General features: G+C 50.7%; 21 protein-coding genes. 12 read left to right on the forward strand and 9 right to left on the reverse strand.

Annotated features, from left to right (window positions below; translation table 11 throughout):
• Nucleotides 1-16 precede the first annotated feature (16 nt).
• From lptD to apaH, 6 genes are read left to right on the forward strand one after another with little or no spacing between them, the layout of a single operon-like run.
• Complete coding sequence (lptD, locus tag BZG75_RS06280) at nucleotides 17-2341, forward strand: LPS assembly protein LptD (RefSeq protein ID WP_077576481.1); 2325 nt, start codon at nucleotides 17-19, stop codon at nucleotides 2339-2341.
• Nucleotides 2342-2394: 53 nt separating this feature from the next.
• Nucleotides 2395-3690, forward strand: a complete 1296-nt coding sequence (gene surA / locus BZG75_RS06285; protein ID WP_077576497.1) for a peptidylprolyl isomerase SurA — start codon at nucleotides 2395-2397, stop codon at nucleotides 3688-3690.
• Nucleotides 3677-4666, forward strand: a complete 990-nt coding sequence (gene pdxA, locus BZG75_RS06290) for a 4-hydroxythreonine-4-phosphate dehydrogenase PdxA (RefSeq protein ID WP_077576482.1) — start codon at nucleotides 3677-3679, stop codon at nucleotides 4664-4666. The genes surA and pdxA overlap by 14 nt, the downstream gene beginning before the upstream one ends.
• Nucleotides 4663-5469: a 16S rRNA (adenine(1518)-N(6)/adenine(1519)-N(6))-dimethyltransferase RsmA gene (rsmA, locus tag BZG75_RS06295; protein ID WP_077576483.1), complete on the forward strand. Its 807-nt coding sequence runs from the start codon at nucleotides 4663-4665 to the stop codon at nucleotides 5467-5469. Before pdxA ends, rsmA begins: the two co-directional genes overlap by 4 nt.
• A 14-nt stretch (nucleotides 5470-5483) precedes the next feature.
• Complete coding sequence (apaG, locus tag BZG75_RS06300) at nucleotides 5484-5867, forward strand: Co2+/Mg2+ efflux protein ApaG (RefSeq protein ID WP_077576484.1); 384 nt, start codon at nucleotides 5484-5486, stop codon at nucleotides 5865-5867.
• A gap of 17 nt (nucleotides 5868-5884) precedes the next feature.
• Nucleotides 5885-6700 (forward strand): bis(5'-nucleosyl)-tetraphosphatase (symmetrical) ApaH, encoded by an 816-nt coding sequence (apaH, locus tag BZG75_RS06305; RefSeq protein ID WP_077459964.1) that lies wholly within the window; start codon nucleotides 5885-5887, stop codon nucleotides 6698-6700.
• Nucleotides 6701-6708: 8 nt separating this feature from the next.
• On the opposite strand, the gene folA is transcribed toward apaH, so the two are convergent.
• The 6 genes from folA to rplU form a co-directional block, all read right to left on the reverse strand.
• Nucleotides 6709-7191: a type 3 dihydrofolate reductase gene (gene folA / locus BZG75_RS06310; RefSeq protein ID WP_077576485.1), complete on the reverse strand. Its 483-nt coding sequence runs from the start codon at nucleotides 7189-7191 to the stop codon at nucleotides 6709-6711.
• 18 nt (nucleotides 7192-7209) lie between these two features.
• Entirely contained in the window at nucleotides 7210-7674 is a 465-nt protein-coding gene (locus BZG75_RS06315) for a threonine/serine exporter family protein (protein ID WP_077576486.1), read from the reverse strand.
• Nucleotides 7671-8450 carry a threonine/serine ThrE exporter family protein gene (locus BZG75_RS06320; RefSeq protein ID WP_077576487.1) on the reverse strand — a complete coding sequence of 260 codons (780 nt, stop codon included), beginning with the start codon at nucleotides 8448-8450 and terminating at the stop codon, nucleotides 7671-7673. Before BZG75_RS06320 ends, BZG75_RS06315 begins: the two co-directional genes overlap by 4 nt.
• Before the next feature lie 145 nt (nucleotides 8451-8595).
• Complete coding sequence (gene cgtA / locus BZG75_RS06325) at nucleotides 8596-9759, reverse strand: Obg family GTPase CgtA (RefSeq protein WP_077459967.1); 1164 nt, start codon at nucleotides 9757-9759, stop codon at nucleotides 8596-8598.
• A 218-nt stretch (nucleotides 9760-9977) separates the two neighbouring features.
• Complete coding sequence (rpmA, locus tag BZG75_RS06330) at nucleotides 9978-10235, reverse strand: 50S ribosomal protein L27 (protein WP_025675203.1); 258 nt, start codon at nucleotides 10233-10235, stop codon at nucleotides 9978-9980.
• Between the two features lie 18 nt (nucleotides 10236-10253).
• The gene (gene rplU, locus BZG75_RS06335; protein ID WP_021023346.1) at nucleotides 10254-10565 is read right to left on the reverse strand and encodes a 50S ribosomal protein L21; all 312 of its coding nucleotides are present in this window, start codon (nucleotides 10563-10565) and stop codon (nucleotides 10254-10256) included.
• 361 nt (nucleotides 10566-10926) lie between these two features.
• Between rplU and ispB the strand changes: the two genes are divergently transcribed.
• Nucleotides 10927-11898: an octaprenyl diphosphate synthase gene (ispB, locus tag BZG75_RS06340; RefSeq protein ID WP_077459968.1), complete on the forward strand. Its 972-nt coding sequence runs from the start codon at nucleotides 10927-10929 to the stop codon at nucleotides 11896-11898.
• 165 nt (nucleotides 11899-12063) lie between these two features.
• On the opposite strand, the gene mdh is transcribed toward ispB, so the two are convergent.
• Nucleotides 12064-13002, reverse strand: a complete 939-nt coding sequence (gene mdh / locus BZG75_RS06345) for a malate dehydrogenase (protein ID WP_077576488.1) — start codon at nucleotides 13000-13002, stop codon at nucleotides 12064-12066.
• 306 nt (nucleotides 13003-13308) lie between these two features.
• Between mdh and argR the strand changes: the two genes are divergently transcribed.
• The 3 genes from argR (at nucleotide 13309) to BZG75_RS06360 (ending at nucleotide 17148) form a co-directional block, all read left to right on the forward strand.
• Nucleotides 13309-13779 (forward strand): transcriptional regulator ArgR, encoded by a 471-nt coding sequence (argR, locus tag BZG75_RS06350; protein WP_077459970.1) that lies wholly within the window; start codon nucleotides 13309-13311, stop codon nucleotides 13777-13779.
• A 306-nt stretch (nucleotides 13780-14085) separates the two neighbouring features.
• A complete protein-coding gene (locus BZG75_RS06355; RefSeq protein ID WP_077576489.1) occupies nucleotides 14086-16656 on the forward strand; it encodes a TRAP transporter permease in 2571 nt (856 codons plus the stop codon).
• A gap of 60 nt (nucleotides 16657-16716) precedes the next feature.
• Complete coding sequence (locus tag BZG75_RS06360) at nucleotides 16717-17148, forward strand: universal stress protein (RefSeq protein ID WP_021023341.1); 432 nt, start codon at nucleotides 16717-16719, stop codon at nucleotides 17146-17148.
• Nucleotides 17149-17219: 71 nt separating this feature from the next.
• Here the strand turns inward: BZG75_RS06360 and BZG75_RS06365 are convergent, their stop codons facing one another.
• A complete protein-coding gene (locus BZG75_RS06365) occupies nucleotides 17220-17849 on the reverse strand; it encodes a flavin prenyltransferase UbiX (protein ID WP_077459972.1) in 630 nt (209 codons plus the stop codon).
• Complete coding sequence (gene mpl, locus BZG75_RS06370) at nucleotides 17839-19212, reverse strand: UDP-N-acetylmuramate:L-alanyl-gamma-D-glutamyl-meso-diaminopimelate ligase (protein WP_077459973.1); 1374 nt, start codon at nucleotides 19210-19212, stop codon at nucleotides 17839-17841. Before mpl ends, BZG75_RS06365 begins: the two co-directional genes overlap by 11 nt.
• 259 nt (nucleotides 19213-19471) lie before the next feature.
• Here mpl and fbp point away from each other — a divergent pair, with 259 nt between their 5' ends.
• Both fbp and ppa read left to right on the forward strand, forming a co-directional pair.
• Nucleotides 19472-20494 (forward strand): class 1 fructose-bisphosphatase, encoded by a 1023-nt coding sequence (gene fbp / locus BZG75_RS06375; protein ID WP_077576490.1) that lies wholly within the window; start codon nucleotides 19472-19474, stop codon nucleotides 20492-20494.
• A gap of 128 nt (nucleotides 20495-20622) precedes the next feature.
• Complete coding sequence (ppa, locus tag BZG75_RS06380; protein WP_077459975.1) at nucleotides 20623-21150, forward strand: inorganic diphosphatase; 528 nt, start codon at nucleotides 20623-20625, stop codon at nucleotides 21148-21150.
• Nucleotides 21151-21188: the final 38 nt, after the last annotated feature.

The following is a 21188-nucleotide window of genomic DNA, read 5'->3' on the forward strand; positions in this document are numbered from 1 at the left end:
AGGAATGTCTTCTTCAATGTCACCGACTGCACGTAGCTTTTTAGCCACCATGATCAGCTTGGCGCTCTACGGCCCAGCCCTTGTGTTTGCCAACACAGACCCAGCGACTCAGCCTTGCTCTGACAAGGAGGCCCAGTGCGTTCCGGCCAGCGAGCAGACACAGGATGTAAATAACGCCCCCATTCGTGTGGTCGCAGATCGTGCTGAGGCGCAGACCAACGACAAAGCCATCTATAGTGGCAATGTCGAAGTTACGCAAGGCCACCGAAAGATGACGGCCGATACCGCAACCTTACGCGATCCAGAGCGGATCGTTACGGCACAAGGAGATGTGGTATTCAATGATGGCCAGATGATGGTGACATCAGATTATCTACAAGCCAACCTCGAAAGCGAAGACACCACGCTGAATAACGCCCAGTATAAGATGCTATGTACCCCAGGACGGGGCGAGGCGAAACGGGTGTTTAAAAACGGCACCACCTTCTACGAGCTTGAGGATGGCACCTATACCACGTGTCCAGATGAAGATAAAAGCTGGCGGTTTTCTGCCTCAAAAATTGAGAAAGAAGACAGCAGCTTATTTGCTGATCTTTATCACCCTAGATTTGAGGTAATGGACGTCCCGATCTTTTATCTGCCTTATTTGCGTGTACCGGTAGAAGAAGGTCGGCTGACAGGCTTTTTATATCCGTCGCTTACTTGGAGTGATCGTGATGGCATCGAGATGGAAACGCCGTTTTATTGGAATATCCATCCGCAACTGGATGCCACACTCACGCCCAAATATATGTCTGAGCGAGGCGTTCAATTAAAGACCAACATTCGCTACCTTACACCAATAGGAAGCGGGTCGCTTTACTCTGAATACCTGCCTGACGATCAACTCAACCCCGAGCTCGATTCACGTTGGGGGTTCAACTGGCAACATAGCGGTGTACAAGGTCACTGGCGCTACGAAGCAGATTACAGCAAAGTCAGTGATATCGCTTACTTTCAGAGCCTGGACTCTAATGTGGGCAAACGAGAAGACAACACGCTACTCCAAACGGGCGAAATCAGTTATCGCGGTTTAGATTGGAACAGTACAGTTCGTGTTCGCGACTTCCAAGCGCTAACAGAAGGTACCAGTGTCTATCGCTTGATGCCACAAGTGGATCTTAACTACTACGCGCCACAAGTCACGGATTGGCTCGATATTAGTGTGCCTGCGCAATTTAGTGTATTTGCTAACGATGATCCCAATAAACCCGAAGCCACCCGGACACATTTAGCCCCGACCCTAACGCTGCCATATACCCGCCCTTGGTTTAATGCCACGGCGGAAGCCAGCATGCTGTATACGCACTATGATCAGCGCTTTGATAGCGCCATCCAGGATGCAGAATCTAATGCGGAGCTGARCCATTCAGTCGAGCGAAAAATCCCCACTCTGCGCCTGCACTCTGGCGTTGTCCTAGAGCGTAACTTCTGGGCCATGGGCGGTCATTTCAGCCAAACTATCGAGCCGCAAGTCCAATATTTGTATATTAAAGATGTGGATCAAGACGGTATCTATAATCCGGTCAACTTTAGTGGCGGCGGTTATGATACCGCACGCTTGCAAACCGACTACTACGGTCTATTTCGCGGTAATCAATTCAGTAGCATTGATTACATTAATCCGGCAAACCAACTCACCTACGGCGCGACGACCCGCTTTTATGATGGCGGATATAAAGAGCGTCTGAATTTGTCCTTTGGGCAAATTTACTACTTTGACCAACCGTCTAACCAAGATGCAGAAACCTTTGATTATTCGTCTTGGGCGTTAGAAGGGGAAGCCAACATTGATGACAACTTGTTTGTCCGCGCATCGATGCAATATGACAGCAACTTACGCGAAATGCAGTTTGGTAACGCGATTGCTGAATATCGCCGCGGCCAGTTTTATGCACAAACCAGTTATCGCTACGTCGCACAAGAATATATTGTCTCGACGCTGCCAAACCGAGACATCAGCCGGCTCACCGATGATGGCCTCTCACAAGCTGGCGTCGTCACAGGGTTTCCTCTCGGCGGCGGGCTAAGTTTTACAGGCCAATACTGGCGCGACCTTACCCAAGATGTCATGTTGGAAAACCAAGTTAGCCTCACCTATCGCTCAGACTGTTGGGTCGTCGGGTTAAGTTACAACGAGTACTTAATGTCGCGCGCTGATATTAACGCCGATCCGGTTTACGACAACAATGTTACCTTGTCATTCAGCTTACTCGGATTGGGAGCTGACAGTGGCTTTAACTTTAACACTGACTCAGGCAACGCTCTGGGTTATCGTGATCCCTTTGCATTAAAGAACTAACACGCCTTATTGTGGTCTGGACTGTTGAACCTATGAAAAAAAGTGGACAAAGCATGAACAAATGGAGTCACGCCCTCATCACTGGCGTTTTAGTGTTGCTGACCCCCTTAACCCAAGCAGCACCTCAAGAGCTAGATCGCGTCATCGCAGTTGTGAATGATGGTGTGGTGCTGAACAGTGAAATGACGGCCATGCGCCAAACGGTCACCCGTAATGCGGCCAACGGAGATCGTGAATTACCGCCTCAAGACGTTCTTGAAGAGCAGATGCGCGAGCGACTCATTGTTGAAGAACTACAGCTACAGGAAGCAAAGCGGCTAGGCATCCAAATTGACGACAGCCAGTTACAACAAGCGATCAAAAATATTGCTAAAGAGCAATCGGTCAGTGTGAATGCTCTGCGCGACAAAATGGCAGAGCAAGGGATCGCATGGGATCAATATCGCGAGCAAGTTCGCCGAGAGCTCACGATTTCAGAAGCGCGCAATGCACAGGTACGCCGCCGTATTAGCATTTTGCCGCAAGAAGTTGAGACATTAGCCAGTCAGCTTAACGAACAGCAGATGCAAAAAGTGCGTTATAAGCTCTCTCACATCCAACTCAAATTGGATGATGATGCGGACAAAGCTGAACGTGACGCGGTGAAAAAGCAAGCGTATCGCTTAGTCGATACATTACGTCATGGCGGCAACGTGGCGGAGCTGGCGATGGAATATTCTAAGGGACCCAAAGCACTTGATGGCGGTGATTGGGGCTGGTTGCGCCTAGAAGAAATGCCAACGATTTTCGCCGACCAAATTACCAACCAAGGAAAAGACGCTATTATCGGGCCATTTCGCAGTGGTGTGGGTTTTCATATTTTGAAAATCGATGATGTGCAAGGTTTGGAAACGGTCGCCGTTACCGAAGTTAAAGCCCGCCATATTTTGATCAAACCCTCGATCGTACTCAGTGATAAAGGAGCGAAAAAAGAGCTCAATCAGCTGATTGCACAAATCGAGCGTGGCGAACAAACCTTTGCCGACCTCGCCAAACAATATAGTGATGACCCGGGCTCTGCCGTTAACGGGGGGGACTTAGGCTGGTCAACCACAGAAGCTTATGTGCCCGCGTTTAAAGCCAAAGTCGATAGTTTGCCAAAAGGTCAAATTAGTGAGCCTTTTAAGACCGTGCATGGCTGGCATGTGGTTGAAGTGACCGATCGTCGCGATGTCGATAAAACCGATGCGGCGGTTAAAAACCGTGCTTACCGTATGCTGTTTAACCGCAAATTTAATGAAGAAGCGCAAGCCTGGCTGCAAGAGCTGCGCGCGGGTGCCTATGTTGAGGTGATCAATGATGACAGCTGAGCGTATCGCAATCACCCCTGGCGAGCCGGCGGGCATTGGTCCGGATTTGGTCTTAGCAATGGCCCTGCTCTCTTGGCCACATCAGCTGGTAGCTATCGCCAATAAACAGATGCTGGCAGCGCGAGCCGAAGCGCTCAATCTCGCCGTGAGTTTGCGGGACTATGACCCATCAGCACGGCCTCGCCCTCATCAAGCAGGGGAGCTGGTCGTTGCAGATATCCCGATGGGCGCAGATGTTGTGCCAGGCCAGTTAGATGAGGCCAATGGTCGCTATGTGCTCGACACGCTGACTCGTGCGGCAGAAGGCAATATGACCGGCGAATTTGCAGCGGTTGTCACCGGGCCTGTCCATAAAGGGATCATTAATCGCGCCGGCGTTTCCTTCAGCGGTCATACTGAGTTTTTTGCCCAACACGCCAACGTCAACCAAGTGGTGATGATGCTGGCCACCGAAGGCTTACGTGTCGCGCTGGTGACGACGCACATCCCACTCGCCTATGTGGCTAAAGCTATTACCCGTGAGCGCTTGCATGACGTCATTGCGATTTTGCATCAAGACTTACAACAAAAATTCGCCATTAAGCAACCGCGCATTTATATCTGCGGTCTCAATCCGCACGCGGGAGAGGACGGCTGCTTGGGTCGAGAAGAAATCGACATCATTGAGCCAGCGCTTGATGAGTTACGCCAACAAGGCATGGATATTATTGGCCCACTGCCCGCCGACACCCTTTTTCAGGATAAATATTTGCAAGACGCCGACGCTGTCTTAGCGATGTATCACGACCAGGGCTTACCTGTGTTAAAATTCAAAGGATTTGGGCGCTCGGTGAATATCACCTTGGGCCTCCCATTTGTTAGAACATCAGTAGATCATGGTACCGCATTGGATTTAGCGGGTACCGGTACGGCGGATACAGGAAGCCTGCGGACGGCCATCTCCCACGCCATTGAATTAGTAGATAGCAAAGCATGAGCGATAAAGTCCATCAAGGCCACCGTGCCAGAAAACGTTTCGGACAAAACTTCCTAAACGACCCGTATGTCATCGACGGTATTGTCGCGGCAATCAATCCTTTATCTGGTGAAAACCTGGTAGAGATTGGCCCGGGTTTAGGCGCATTGACCGAACCGGTGACCGAACAAGTCGATCACCTCAACGTGGTCGAACTCGACCGCGATCTTGCCGCGCGCCTGCGAAGCCATCCATTTATGGGACCAAAGCTGACGGTTCATGAAGCCGATGCCATGGCGTTTGATTTCGCTGAGCTGGCAAAGCAGGGGCCTCTGCGCATTTTCGGTAACTTACCGTACAATGTCTCCACCCCATTGATGTTTCATCTCTTTTCCTTTACTGACCACGTACAGGATATGCATTTCATGCTACAAAAAGAGGTGGTAAAACGTTTGGCCGCAGGCCCAGGCACTAAAGCCTATGGCCGCCTCACGGTCATGGCACAATACTACTGCAAAGTGGTGCCCGTGCTGGAAGTACCGCCAAGCGCCTTTAAGCCAGCGCCCATGGTCGATTCTGCGGTCGTTCGCCTCGTCCCACATAAAACCTTACCGCATCCAGTCACTAATTTGTCGTGGTTGGAACGTGTTTGTCGTGAAGGCTTTAATCAACGCCGCAAAACTATCCGGAACGGTTTCAAATCGCTGGTCGATGTTGACACCTTAACCGAGCTCGGAATCGATCCCAGTTTACGTCCAGAGAACATGACACTGGCGCAATTCTCTCGCCTCGCAAATTGGTTAGATGCCAATCACTCATCATAAACAGGAGTCTTGACTTGCAAGCCACTGAACCCGCGCAATTCGAGGTCCACGTCGCCACTCAATACGTGGAAGACCAATCGGAACCAGACCATGAACGCTTTGTCTTTTCCTACACGGTCACGATTAAAAATGTAGGAGACGCCCCCGCACAGTTGATGCGAAGAAAGTGGCTGATCACTGACGCTAATGGCAAGGAGTTGGAAATCGAAGGTGAGGGGGTTGTCGGCGAGCAACCTAAGATTGCCGCAGGCGAAAAGTATACCTATACCAGTGGTACCATCATTGAAACGCCTGTTGGGGTGATGCAAGGGTTTTACACCATGCAAAATCAAGATGCGCAGTCTTTTAAGGTCAATATTGCACCTTTCCGTCTCGCGCTCCCCAACATTCTTCACTAACTCCTCCAAGGAGGCATATGGCTACCTATCTTGTCGGGGACATCCACGGCTGCGATAAAGCGCTACATGCTTTATTGGCTGAAGCTGACTTTTCGCCGGCCCGAGATACGCTTTACTCGGTCGGCGATCTCGTCGCACGCGGTCCCGATTCCCTCGCAGTTTTACGGTATTTTTATCAGCTTGGTGAATCCGCAAAGTTGGTATTGGGCAATCATGATCTCCATTTGCTGGCGGTCGCCAATGGGATTAAACCCGTCAAAGCAAAAGATAAAACGCAACCTATCTTTGATGCGCCAGACGCAGACAGACTATTAAACTGGCTGGCTCAACAGCCGCTAATACGCGATGTACCCGCACCAGACGGCGGGTTTCTGCTGACCCATGCCGGCATCAGTCCGCAGTGGGATAAATCGACTGCCGTCGCCTGCGCCCGTGAGGTGGAAACGATTCTGCGGAGTGAAGACCAAGTTTGGTTATTGGAGAATATGTACCATGACAGCCCTGATCAATGGGATGCTACGCTGACCGGGATAGCACGTTATCGCTATATTATTAATAGCTTCACGCGGATGCGTTTTTGTTCCCCTGACGGACGTTTGGATATGCAGTGCAAACTCCCCCCTGATCAAGCCTTAGGCAGTGGCTTAGTACCATGGTTCGAGGTACCTAATCGCCAACCGCTTGAGCAAGCCGTAGTCTTTGGTCACTGGGCGGCATTGAATGGCACTATTCAGCCCAAACTTTATGGGCTAGATACCGGCTGTGTCTGGGGAGGAAAGTTGACGCTCCTGCGTTGGGAAGACAAAGCCTGCTTTACCGTTCCCGCCGAATAGACAAAAGGTTAAGCGCGGTCCCAAACCGTAAAGGTAAGAGGGTGCGCATTTTTCTCATCCACGGGATGCGTGCCGACCTCGGTTTTTGACCATCCGGTTCCCCATTCTGGAAAACGGGTATCACCGTCAACGTCTAAATCGATAAAGGTGAGATACAAACGATCAGCCTGAGGTAAAAACGCTTGATAAATAGTACCGCCGCCAATCACCATCACTTCTTCATAGCCGGCCACCACTTCAAGCGCTTGCTCGGGAGAGCGCACCACAGTCACGCCCTCGGGCGCAAAGTCCGCATCACCACTGATCACCACATTGACACGCTTAGGCAGCGGGCGTCCAATCGACTCAAAGGTTTTACGTCCCATCACCACAGGGTGGCCCAGTGTTGTACGCTTAAACCACGCTAAATCAGCGGGCAAGTGCCAAGGCATTTGATTGTCTTTTCCGATCACGCGGTCGTTTGCCATTGCGGCCACTAAACTAATTCGCATTGCGCTCGCCTTCCTCGATTAGATCACTGGTCGGCGACGATAAAACAATAGCCCAGGCATCGCAAGACCAATTGCCAACGCGGAGAGAATAAAGCCAGCGCTGAGTAAGTTTTCAATCAAACTGGCCCATAGCACCGGGCTGTAACCTTGGTTATTAATCGTCACTAGCGCGATCATGGCCTTAAACGCGTACACCCCTGGAATCATGGGAATAATTGCAGCGACGGTAAAAACCTTCGGGTGAGCCAGGAAGCGCTGAGACCAATACACGCCCAGAAAACCAATCGTGGTCGCACCGGCCAGTGTCGCCCACTCAATCGCCACCCCCGACTCCATCAGAACAAAGCGTAAACCATGCCCAACCGCACCGCCATAAGCACAATACTTAAGCGCTTTCACCGGAACATTAAAGACTAACGCAAATCCCACGGCAGGGATCATCGCAAAGAACATATCTTGCAATAACGCCACAAGTAAGCTCATAACCAGCCCCATGCATCTACCAAGTTCATCGCCCCCACAATACCCATTGCCGTGGCAAGGGTCAGTAATGACGCCATGGTCCAACGTGCGATCCCCATATCCACAAATCCTTTCATCATATCCGAGACGGCATTAATAAAGGGATACCCAGGGACCAGCATCAAGACAGATGATGCCATGATCAAAAAAGGCTCATTGCCCCATCCCATGATGGTTCCCGTGCTGGATAGGAGAGTGGTCACCATAGCGGTCACTGCAAAGGTCAAAAAAGGGTTAAAGTGACGGTGGGCGATAAGTTGCCGAACCCGCATGCCGGTGGCAGAGGCGACAAAGGTCAGCGCAAACACCACGGCATCGCCGCCAGCTAACCGGCTAAAGGCGGCACATGACAAGCCTATCATCCCAACAACGAGCCAAGGAGGGTAACGGAATGGTTTGATACGGCTTAAGCGTTTACGTACCGCTAACGCGTCGAGAAAGCCCTTCTCTGCTAAGATCACGGTCCGCTGTATGTCTGTGACAACTTTCATGTTAATACCACGATCTGGGCTACGTCTTGCCGTGGTAATACAATGACCATGACTCAAGGTGGTCACCACCAACGAGCTGGCGGATAACGACAGCTCAACACTGTCTAACCCTAACGCACGACCGAGCCGGATACTTACATCACTGACAAGTTTGCTCTCCGCACCATGCTGTAATAGCCGTTGCCCAACTTCAATCACTAAACGTGATATCGCGCGTTGCTCTGGCTCAGTAAGTCGTTTTGTCACCCAAAATCCCTCTTCTCTCTCTGCGACGCCTTCAGTATTGGCGATTGGCTCATGCCAGTCTTTGATGCAAATAAAAGTCTCTTCAATTGTTCGCTAAATCACGGACAAAAAAAAGCCGCTGCAATCGGCAGCGGCGTGAGTCTGATTATGGCTTGTAGATGATCTCGACGTCGTAGTCGTCTTCGTTCCAATCATCCCAGTCATCATCGTTATCGTCGTCTTGCTTGAGCTGTTGTTCGTGATGATCATCCCATTTAAAGGCGACGGTTTCATCTTCAGGCTCAACCTCTGGCTTCGGCGCAGGCAGTGCCTCAATCGACGCCATCAGATCATAAATAAGCGGTTGCACATTCGCTTTATTGATCGCCGAAATCGCATAATGCTTATCGTCCCAAGCGAGCGCATCAAGCACACGCTCAATCTGAGCTTGGGCCTCATCTTCCGGCATCAGATCGACTTTATTGAACACCAACCAACGCGGTTTATCGGCAAGTTTCTCACTGTATTGGTTTAGCTCATCAATAATGGTAAACGCATTATCAACCGGATCGGTACCATCAACGGGTAGCAAATCAATCATGTGTAACAACACACGACAGCGCTCAAGGTGTTTTAAGAAGCGAATCCCTAGCCCTGCGCCGTCTGCCGCGCCTTCAATCAAGCCGGGAATATCAGCCACGACAAAGCTTTTGTCTGCGGCGACACGAACCACCCCAAGGCTTGGCACCAAGGTGGTAAATGGGTAGTCAGCCACTTTCGGTTTGGCAGCCGATACCGCACGAATAAAGGTCGATTTACCCGCATTCGGCAAGCCAAGCATACCAACATCGGCAAGCAGTAATAGCTCCAAACGCAGTGCACGTACTTCACCTTTCGTGCCCATGGTTTTTTGTCGAGGTGCACGATTGACCGAGGACTTAAAGCGTGTATTTCCGAGGCCATGGAAGCCCCCTTTCGCCACCATAACCTGCATACCATGCTCGGTAAGGTCTGCGATCACTTCGCCCGTGTCTTCATCGATTGCGCGCGTCCCCACCGGCACGTTCAAGACGCGATCCTCACCGCGTTTCCCGGTGCAGTTGCCGCCTCGACCATTCTCACCACGTGCCGCGGCATGAAAACGTTCAAATTGATAGTCAATCAGGGTATTCAGGTTTTCGTCGGCAAGCAGGTAAACGTCACCACCATCACCGCCGTCGCCGCCATCTGGGCCCCCTTTAGGCACATACTTTTCACGCCGGAAGCTGACGGTACCATTGCCCCCGTCACCGGCATCGACGCGAATAATCGCTTCATCTACAAACTTCATGCTAACTTCTCCGCACCAGTTATGAATGCCTATGGCGTCTCACAACCAGCCTTATCCCAGATTAGTGAATGGTGATCATATCGATCTTAGGATCATTTTTCAGCGTTGGCCGATTATCTGCGTACCGTGATGAGGCGGTGGCTTGATCGGTGATCCCCAGACACAATAAAAAGCCCCGCCATAAGGCAGGGCTTCAAAAATTCGCGTTGCGTTGAAGCTTATTCAGCTTCGATAGTAACGAATTTACGGTTATGACGACCTTTGGTCTCGAACTTCACTTTGCCGTCTGACAGAGCGAATAGAGTGTGGTCTTTACCGCAACCTACGTTGCTACCTGCGTGGAACTTAGTGCCACGTTGACGCACGATGATGTTACCTGCTAGTACAGACTCACCACCGAAGCGCTTAACACCTAGGCGTTTACTTTCTGAATCGCGGCCGTTTTTAGTGGAACCGCCAGCTTTTTTGTGTGCCATCTCTTCTCTCTCCTACTCTTAAGCGCTGATGCCAGTGATTTTGACTTCAGTGAACCACTGACGGTGGCCCATGTGCTTGCGAGAATGTTTACGACGACGGAACTTAACGATATTCACTTTATCGCCGCGACCGTGAGTAACAACTTCTGCTGTTACGGTTGCACCGCTAACAAAAGGCGCGCCAACTTTAACGTCTTCGCCGTTTGCCACTAGCAATACTTTGTCAAGTTCTACACTTGCGCCAGTTTCAACGTCTAGCTTTTCCAAGCGAATAGTCTGGCCTTCGCTTACTCGGTGTTGCTTACCACCACTTTGGAAAACTGCGTACATGTTTTACTCCGCATTTCCGCACGGCCTGCTGCATTTATGAACAACAAGGGGTGCGCATATAATTCATCAATAGGGCGCGAATTCTACGGTAGAAATTAATTAGAGGCAAGAGGGTAACGCAAGAAAATTGGTGAAAAGCTGCTCAGCATTCATTCCCACACATTTTACCGGTGTGATCGCTATCTCGTCATACGTTATCTGGTGTACCATGTCATTCTTAATACCCGCTCTAGTGCCGATACTGACGAAAGATCCATCACCGTCTGTACGTATTAGCGATCGTGACTCACACCTTACATGGGGTAAGTTGTGTATCGTTAGCTCGGCAGGCAAGTAACTAGGACAACGCCCGGATATATACATGGATTTCAAATCAATCCAAGCCTTGATCAGTGATGACATGGCGCAGGTCGACCAAAAAATACTCGCTCAGCTTAATTCTGATGTCGCGCTGATTAATCAGCTTGGTTTTTACATCGTTAACAGCGGTGGCAAGCGTTTACGTCCCATGTTGGCCATTTTGGCCGCGCGTGCATTGGGTTACCAAGGTGATAAACACACCACCGCAGCCGCTTTCATTGAGTTTATCCACACTGCCACTTTGCTTCATGATGATGTGGTCGATGAATCCGACTTACGCCGTGGTAATGCCACCGCCAATGCTTTATTTGGCAATGCGGCAAGCGTCTTGGTGGGGGATTATATTTATACGCGTTCATTTCAGATGATGACCAGCTTACGCTCACTGAGAATTCTTGATTTGATGAGTGAAGCGACCAATGTTATTGCCGAAGGTGAGGTGTTGCAGTTAATGAACTGTAACGATCCCGACACCAGTGAAAGCAGTTACATGCAGGTGATCTATTCAAAAACAGCGCGTTTGTTTGAATCTGCGACACAGATAGGGGCGATTCTCAACCAAGCGGATACTGATACGGAAAAAGCCCTGCAAGATTATGGCCGTTACCTGGGGACTGCGTTCCAGCTCATTGATGATGTCATTGACTACACCAGTAAAGATGATGAGATGGGCAAGCAAACCGGTGATGATCTGGCTGAGGGCAAACCGACGCTGCCTTTGCTTCATGCAATGCAGCACGGCAGTGACGCTGAATCGGCGATGATTCGCGACGCGATCGAAAAAGGGAACGGACGCGACAAACTCGACGCTATTTTAGCGTGTATGGACGTCTGTGGCTCGCTCGCTTATACCCGTGAACGCGCAGAGCAAGAAGCAGAAAAAGCGGTCCGTGCCCTCGATAGCCTTTCTGATTCGCCCTACAAACAAGCCTTAGTCGCGCTCGCCAAGTTGGCCGTTGATCGCAATACTTAAGTCAACGTAGAACTTAGTCAGCACAGAGCTTAGTCAGCACAGAACTTAGGCAACGCAGAGCTTAGTCAGCGCAGACTTCACCGCAGTGATGCCTCGCTATCACGCTTGTGCCTACATGTAAAAAGCGGCGCCCTAATTGGACGCCGCTTTTTTCGTTCTTGCCGTTTATTTTGCGGCGAACTCTTCACCCATTTGGATATCGTTATGCAGGGTGTCTAACATCTTTTCCATCGCTTGCTGTTCAAAGGCGCTCAGCTCACCGATGTCTAAGATTGCCTCGACACCATTTTTACCTAAATGTACAGGCTGCGCGAAAAAGCGTGCGTGTTCACCGCTGCCTTCAACGTACGCACATTCAACCACATTAGCTTCACCTTGCAACGCTCGCACTAAAGACAGGCCAAAACGGCATGCCGCCTGTCCCATGGATAGGGTTGCTGAGCCTCCCCCTGCTTTCGCTTCAACCACTTCCGTCCCTGCGTTTTGAATACGTGGCGTCAGTGACTCCACTTCTTCTTGACTGAAGGTAACGCCTTTAACTTGCGATAATAGAGGCAAGATCGTCACACCTGAGTGGCCACCGATCACGGGAATGGAGACGTCACGAGGATCCATTCCTTTAAGCTCGCCGATGAAAGCTTCAGAACGAATCACATCCAGCGTCGTCACACCAAACAGTTTGTTTTTGTCATAGACGCCTTTCGCTTTTAAGACATCCGCAGCAATCGCTACCGTGGTATTGACTGGATTAGTAATAATACCAACACAGGCTTTTGGACACACATCGGCGATTTTTTCCGCCAATGACTTAACAATACCTGCATTGACATTGAACAAATCAGAGCGATCCATGCCCGGCTTACGTGCTACCCCTGCAGAGATCAGCACAACATCGGCCCCTTCTAGCGCCGGGGTTGGATCTTCACCGCTAAACCCTTTAATGCTCACGGGGGTCGGAATATGGCTCAAATCGACGGCCACACCGGGCGTCACCGGTGCGATATCATATAACGCCAAGTCGGAACCGGCTGGCAGGTTATTTTTAAGTAGTAGGGCTAAGGCTTGACCAATGCCTCCCGCAGCGCCAATCACAGCAACTTTCATGTCGTTCTCCTTTCGATATTTCTTATTGTCCGGATCTGGTCCGGCTTCTGTTCGGGCACAAATCGCCCATCAATGGTGCGAGCTGTTGCTTCATCATATGCCCGGGTATACCCCCACTCAAGCTTCGGGCGATGATGATCAGCCTAAGCTCTCATTTTTTCGCTCACCCTCGAAACCGGTGTGCGTTCAAGGCTTAGCCGAGACGTAACAACAGTGATATTGTCGCCATTTTAGGCGCGCAATGATTGCTCCTGATTGCATGTATATGCAAAATAGCTACTCGTTTGTCATTACGAGTCTGCCGTCATGCGTAACTCAGAAAAACAAGACCAATTAGTTCGAGCGTTTAAAGCGATCCTCAAAGAAGAAAAATTCAGTTCTCAAGGCGAAATAGTCGAAGCTCTACGTGCTCAAGGATTTGAGGGCATCAATCAATCGAAAGTCTCGCGCATGTTGACCAAATTCGGCGCTGTACGTACCCGTAACGCCAAGATGGAGATGGTCTATTGCTTGCCGATTGAGCTCGGTGTTCCGACCACTGGCAGCGCGTTACGCGAGCTGGTGATGGAAATCGACTACAACGAGGCCGTGGTCGTGATTCATACCGGTCCAGGTGCCGCCCAATTGATTGCGCGTCTACTCGACTCTCTCGGTAAGGCCGAAGGCATTTTAGGCGCTGTCGCCGGGGACGATACGATCTTTATCACCCCCACCCGAGGTACCAGCACAGAAGCGCTATTTGAAGCGATTTGTGACTTGTTCGAATACCATTATTGATTTTTTTATCAGGCAGCGTGACACCGCTGCCTGTCTGCCTTGTCTCATATTTGAAGCGCCCTCCCTAAGACAAAAGCGATAACATCTTTTTAATTTTTCTGTACCGCTCTGTTACTATCGGTTTTTAGTACTATCTGTTTTTAGCTGCTAACACACTGTCCACGCTTTCGTTGAGGGTCAATGAAAACGCGGGGAGCAGTGAGCTGCAGACTGGCCAATCACCACACCAGTGAAATAGGCCAAGTAGGCTTTTCTCGGGACACTGCCGCCGCATCAGCGGTGCATATGATAATAAGGACAAACTGCATGACGAAGACACATCAACCGTCTCCTGATGTGCAAGACATGGTGGCGCAAGCAGATACGGGTGCGCGCTCACCACATGGACTATCAGGACGTATTCTTTGGCTGGTACCACTTATCTGGTCCCTTTTTCAGCTTTGGTATGCGTCGCCACTTCCCTTTGCGCTCGATTTTGGCGTCCTCAATAATACACAAGCACGCTCACTCCACTTAGCGTTCGCGATGTTTTTGGCCTTCACTGCCTACCCCGCACGTAAAACATCGCCTCGCGACCGTGTACCTCTTCTAGATTGGATTTTTGCCCTTATCGGCAGCCTAGCCGCCGGGTATTTATTCTTATTTTACAACCAACTGGCCGATCGTGCCGGCGCCTATACTGCCTTCGATATTAGTGTTGCCGCGATCGGCATGGTATTGATGCTCGAGGCAACACGACGCGCTTTAGGGCCACCATTAATGGTGGTAGCCGCCGTTTTCTTGCTTTACACCTTTGCTGGCCCTCACATGCCCGATGTCATTGCCCACAAAGGCGCCAGCCTTAATAAGGCGATGTCGCATCTGTGGCTAACCACTGAAGGGGTGTTCGGGGTCGCATTGGGCGTCTCTACCTCATTCGTTTTCCTGTTTGTACTCTTTGGTGCCTTACTCGATCGCGCGGGCGCTGGGGGCTATTTCATCAAAGTGGCGTTCTCTTTACTGGGCCACATGCGCGGCGGTCCCGCGAAAGCCGCAGTGGTCGCCTCGGGCCTGTCCGGGTTAGTCTCAGGATCCTCGATTGCTAACGTGGTGACCACCGGCACCTTTACCATTCCACTGATGAAGCGGGTTGGTTTCCCAAGCCACAAAGCGGGGGCAGTAGAAGTGGCCGCGTCCACCAACGGTCAGCTCACACCGCCGATAATGGGGGCCGCCGCCTTCTTGATGGTGGAGTACGTAGGGATTTCTTATGTCGAAGTGATCAAAGCTGCCCTGCTCCCGGCGTTGATTTCCTACATTGCGCTGATTTACATCGTCCATTTGGAAGCTTGTAAAGCGGGTATGGAAGGCTTGCCGCGCCGCCACTCTAGTACGGTATTGCAAAAGCTCTTTTCCTTTATGACGGTATTTGTTGGGCTATTAGTGCTCAGCGCAGCAGTCTATTACGGCATTGGCTGGACCAAGGACGTATTTGGCGTCATGGCCACCGTGGTGATCGGCATACTGACCCTAATTGCGTATGTTCTTCTGGTGCGCTATTCCGCCCGCTACAAGTCTGAAGCCGCCGAAGATCCAGCGGCCACGGATTTATCAGAGGTGCCAGAGCCAGGCCCTACCGTTCGCTCCGGGTTGTATTACTTGCTGCCAATTGGCGTGCTGGTTTGGTGTTTGACCGTCGAGCGTTTTTCACCCGGCCTATCGGCGTTCTGGGCAACTATCTTTATGATTTTTATCATAGTGACCCAGCGTCCACTGATCGCCTACTTTAATCAACGCACCAACTTTAAAGAAGAAATTCGAGAAGGGGGCGTTGATCTGCTCGAAGCCTTTGTCACTGGCGCGCGCAACATGATTGGCATCGGTGTCGCCACGGCGGCTGCCGGGATCGTTGTCGGCACCGTGACTCTAACCGGCATTGGTTTGGTCATGACTGATTTTGTCGAGCTAATTTCTGGCGGTAATATCTTCTTGATGTTGCTCTTTACGGCAGTGATCAGCTTACTGTTAGGCATGGGGCTACCGACCACGGCAAACTATATTGTGGTTTCTACACTGATGGCACCTGTCATTGTGACCTTGGGGGCACAACAAGGGCTGATTATTCCGCTTATTGCCGTACACCTTTTTGTGTTCTACTTCGGTATTCTCGCCGATGACACGCCACCGGTCGGTCTCGCCGCTTTCGCTGCCGCGGCCATTGCTAAATCGGATCCGATTCGTACCGGTGTACAAGGCTTCACCTACGATATTCGTACCGCCATTTTACCTTTCATGTTTATCTTCAACACTCAGTTGTTGTTGCTCGACCTCGACGGTCCTTTCCACCTGATATTGACCATTATTTCCGCGACCATTGCGATGCTGGCTTTCTCTGCCGCAACCCAAGGGTGGTGGATGACCAAAAATAAATGGTGGGAAACCGTGTTGCTGTTGCTTATCACCTTCTCTCTATTCCGGCCTGGTTTTTGGTGGGATGAAATCTATCCACCCACCACCAGCTACCCAGGAACAGAAATTATGCGCGTAGCCGAGCAACTGCCTGACGGAAAACCGCTGCAACTGGTTGTGGAAGGGGAAGACTTCTTTGGCGATCAGATTTCCAAACATGTGGTTTTGTCGGTAGATAATCGCCTCGAAAGCGGCGATGCACGGGTACGTGATACCGGTTTGATACTGCGCGAAGAGGATGACTCATTACTGGTTGATAGAGTTCAATTTGGAAGCGATGCCGATAAGGCGGGGATCGACTTTGATTGGCAAATTAAAACCGTCACGGTGGATAACATCCGTCCGTGGAAAGAATGGGTTTTTGTGCCGACACTATTACTCTTGGCATTGCTGGGCTGGAATCAACGCCGTCGCATCCGCCAAGCCTAATGACAGGGGGTGCGTGCGCGGCGCGTGCCCTTTTCTTTTTTGATAGCAAAGGATATCGCTATGTATAAACACATTCTGGTTCCGGTCGATTTAAATGATGAGAGCTTCGCGGATAAAGCGGTCGATCACGCTGCATGGCTGGCCAGTCAATCCGGCGCTAAGCTCCACCTACTGACGGTACTGCCGGGGATTCATAACTCCATGGTGGCCTCTTATTTCCCTGAAGAAGCTGCCAATAAAATGAAACGTGATATGAAGCGAAATCTGCAAGGATTTGCGGATAAATATGTCCCGAAAAACGTGGCCTGCCAGGTGTCTGTTGAAGAAGGCAAGCCTTACAAAGGGATTATCAAAACCGCCGAGCGCTTAGGGTGCGACTTGATCGTCATGCCAAGTCATAAGCGTTCTCGCGTCAACAAGATGATGTTAGGATCGGTGGCCGCGAAAGTGCTTGAAGGCGCCACCATGCATGTGATGGTACTCAAACCTTAGCCGATATCTGGCTGCTCGTTTAGGGCCACCCTCGTAAAGTGAAGGTTCAGGCCTTGCCTGAACCTGATTGATTATGCTTTATCGCGAGGGCGTTGGTCATACCCCCAGCGCGGCACCAAGGTTTGCGCCGCCCCTAAGTGGTCGAGAATGCGCGCCACCATAAAATCGACCAAGTCGTCAATAGACTGGGGTTGGTGATAAAAACCCGGCGCAGCAGGCATAATGGTGACGCCCATCTGCGATAGCTTGTGCATGTTTTCTAAATGCAGCGTTGAAAACGGCGTCTCGCGAACGACCAGTAACAATTGTCCCCGCTCTTTGAGCACCACATCCGCCGCCCGTTCAATCAAGTTATCGGATAGACCATGGGCAATCGAAGACAAGGATCCGGCCGAGCAGGGACAGACAACCATTTTCTTCGGCGCTGCCGAGCCCGAGGCGACCGGCGAAAACCAATCTTCTTTACCGCAAACGATCAGTTTATTGCTATCACATTGCAGATGTTCGGCTAATATTTTCTGTGCCGCTTGCGGGCCTGACGGGAGTTTCAACCCATGTTCGGTCGCCAGCACCACGCGAGCGGCCGAGGATATCAGTAAAAAGACCTGATAATCTTGCGCAAGCAGGCACTCCAGTAACCGTAGGCCGTATGGCGCGCCTGACGCTCCTGTCCATGCCAGCGTGATACGCTTATCCGTCATGCTTTTCTCCTTTGTGACTCAACGCACTGAGCAACTTATCGTGAATACCACCAAAACCCCCATTACTCATGATCAACACGGTATCGCCCGGCAAGGCTTGCTCACTCAACGCGACAACCAGTGTGCCTATATCAGTGTGAATTTGCGTAGGTTGAGCACAACGATCCGCCACCGCATCGAGCGACCAATCGAGCCCTTGAGGCTGATATAAAAACACACTGTCCGCACTCGCCAGCGACGCGGCAAGCGTGTCTTTATGGACCCCTTGTTTCATGGTGTTCGAGCGCGGTTCTAATACGGCAAGAATACGCCCTGCGCCGACCTTGGCTCGCAAGCCCTCTAAGGTCAGTCGAATGGCAGTCGGATGATGGGCAAAATCGTCATATACCGTGACGCCAGCCCGCTCGCCACGCCACTCAAGCCGACGCTTAGTATTGATAAATCTCTCGAGCGATTGACAAGCAAGACCCGGGGTCACTCCCACATGACGCGCCGCTGATAACGCCATCAAGGCATTACGCACGTTATGATCACCGACCAAATCCCAGTTAACCGATCCCACGAGATCACCGGCAAAGTACACATCAAATTGGCTGCCAGCTGCGTCTTTTTTCACGCTTTGCCACTGGCCATCAGGCCCCGCATACACACACTCACTCCAACACCCCATTGCGAGTGTTTCAGCTACGTTGGGATCATCGGACGGCGCAATAATCTGGCCAATCCCAGGTACGGTGCGTATCACATGATGGAATTGCTTTTGAATAGCGGCTAGATCATCAAAAATGTCGGCATGATCGAACTCAAGGTTGTTAATAACCAAGGTTTTCGGTTGGTAGTGAATAAACTTGGAGCGCTTATCAAAAAATGCACTGTCGTATTCATCGGCCTCGACCACAAAAAACGGGCTATCCCCCAAACGGGCTGACGCATTAAAATTGCTGGCCACGCCACCGATTAAAAATCCAGGCTGATAACCACAGTCTTCTAAAATCCACGCTAGCATGCTGGCGGTGGTGGTTTTTCCGTGTGTCCCTGAAACCGCTAACACCCAGCAGTCTTGGAGTAAAAAATCATGCAGCCATTGCGGACCAGACGTGTAAGGCAAACCTTGATTGAGTACGGCTTCAACACAGGGATTCCCGCGGCTCATGGCATTACCAATCACCACTAAATCCGGCTTAGGTGTAAGCTGCGCAGGATCATAGCCTTCGATGATAGCAACCCCTTGGGATTCGAGTAAGGTACTCATTGGGGGATAAACCTGGCTATCTGAGCCTGTCACTTTGTGCCCCAATTGTTTTGCCAGCATGGCGGCTCCACCCATAAAGGTGCCGCAAATGCCTAAAATATGAATATGCATGGCCTTCACTGTATTGTTGGTTACCCAGCCGTTGGACGCGGGCCGTTATTATGCCTTGGATTAACGCTTGGGTCTTATCGCTTGCGCGCATATGACATGGTTTTTTATGTCGCGATCACACTTCCCTGGCCTCATCCATTTCTTCAGTACGATTAAAAAGTCACGAGCGCTAGAATGACAACGATTTCAAGAGGCAGACCACTGCCCACTTAAATGCCATTGAATTAGAAAGACAGTTCATCATCACTAAGGATTGAGAATGCCCGACATTAAGACCCTCGGCGAATATATTGTTGAGAAGCAACACGCGTTCCCGCATGCCAGCGGCGACTTATCTTCTTTGCTTGCCTCGATTCGTCTCGCCGCCAAAATTGTCAACCGTGAGATCAACAAAGCGGGCTTGGTCGACATCGCCGGCGCTATCGGCACAGAAAACGCACAAGGTGAAGAACAACAAAAGCTCGACGTTTACGCCAACGAAAAGTTTAAAGCTGCGATGGAGGCTCGCGACCACGTTTGCGGTGTCGCGAGTGAGGAAGAAGATGAAGCGGTCATCTTCAACAAGCAACTGAACCGTAACGCTAAATATGTGGTATTGATTGACCCGCTTGATGGCTCATCAAACATTGATGTCAATGTCTCCGTCGGCACCATTTTCTCCATTTATCACCGTGTTTCACCGGTCGGCACCCCCCCTACCGAAGACGACTTCCTGCAACCGGGTCATCGCCAAGTGGCTGCCGGCTATATCATTTACGGCTCATCCACCATGTTGGTTTACACCACAGGTGATGGTGTGCATGGTTTTACCTATGATCCATCGCTGGGTCTGTTTTGCCTCTCTCACGAGAATATGACCGTTCCTAAAGAGGGAACGATTTACTCAATTAACGAAGGCAACTACATCAAGTTCCCGCAGGGCGTCAAAAAATACATCAAATACTGTCAAGAAAACGTCCCTGACGAGAAACGGCCGTATACGTCACGCTACATTGGCTCTTTGGTGGCCGATTTTCACCGTAATCTGCTAAAAGGTGGCATTTACTTGTACCCGAGTACCTTAGCTTATCCAAATGGTAAATTGCGGTTGCTGTATGAGTGCAACCCCATGGCGTTTATTATCGAACAGGCCGGCGGTAAAGCCACGAATGGGATGCAGCGAGTGATGGACATTGAACCCAAAGAACTTCATCAGCGCGTTCCCTTCTTCGTTGGCTCTAGTAATATGGTGGATAAAGTCGGCGAATACCTGGAAACCTATCCTGATCATGAAGACAATTAACGCGTATTAGCAAAAAGAATGCCGCGCTTTTTTATGATGACGAGGCGACCTGGTAGGTCGCCTCTGTTATTTTCACGCTTGGCGGTTATAATTGGCACACACTATTTGATTTAACAAAAGGACATTCCATGAGCCTGAACCAGGTCCCTGCGGGCAAAGATCTGCCTGAAGATATTTATGTGGTGATTGAGATCCCAGCGAATGCTGATCCAATCAAGTACGAAGTGGACAAAGATAGCGGTGCGGTATTCGTCGATCGCTTTATGTCTACCCCAATGTTTTACCCATGTAACTATGGTTATGTAAACCATACCTTGTCACTTGACGGTGACCCGGTAGACGTACTGGTTCCAACCCCATTCCCTCTCGTACCCGGTTCAGTAATCCGCTGCCGTCCAGTGGGTGTGCTAAAAATGACCGACGAGTCTGGTGAAGATGCCAAAGTTGTCGCAGTGCCTCATAGCAAGCTGACCAAAGAGTACGATCACGTGAAAGACGTGAACGATCTGCCTGAGCTACTCAAAGCACAAATCACGCATTTCTTCGAGCGTTACAAAGAGCTTGAAGCCGGCAAGTGGGTCAAAGTCGATGGCTGGGCCGATGCACAAGCCGCAAAAGACGAAATCCTGTCTTCTTTTGAGCGCGCACAGAAATAATCGAGCGTGTCACTGAGACAGTAAAGGCCCGCTCTATC

Source organism: Salinivibrio sp. AR640, from assembly GCF_001995405.1.
GTDB lineage: Bacteria > Pseudomonadota > Gammaproteobacteria > Enterobacterales > Vibrionaceae > Salinivibrio > Salinivibrio costicola.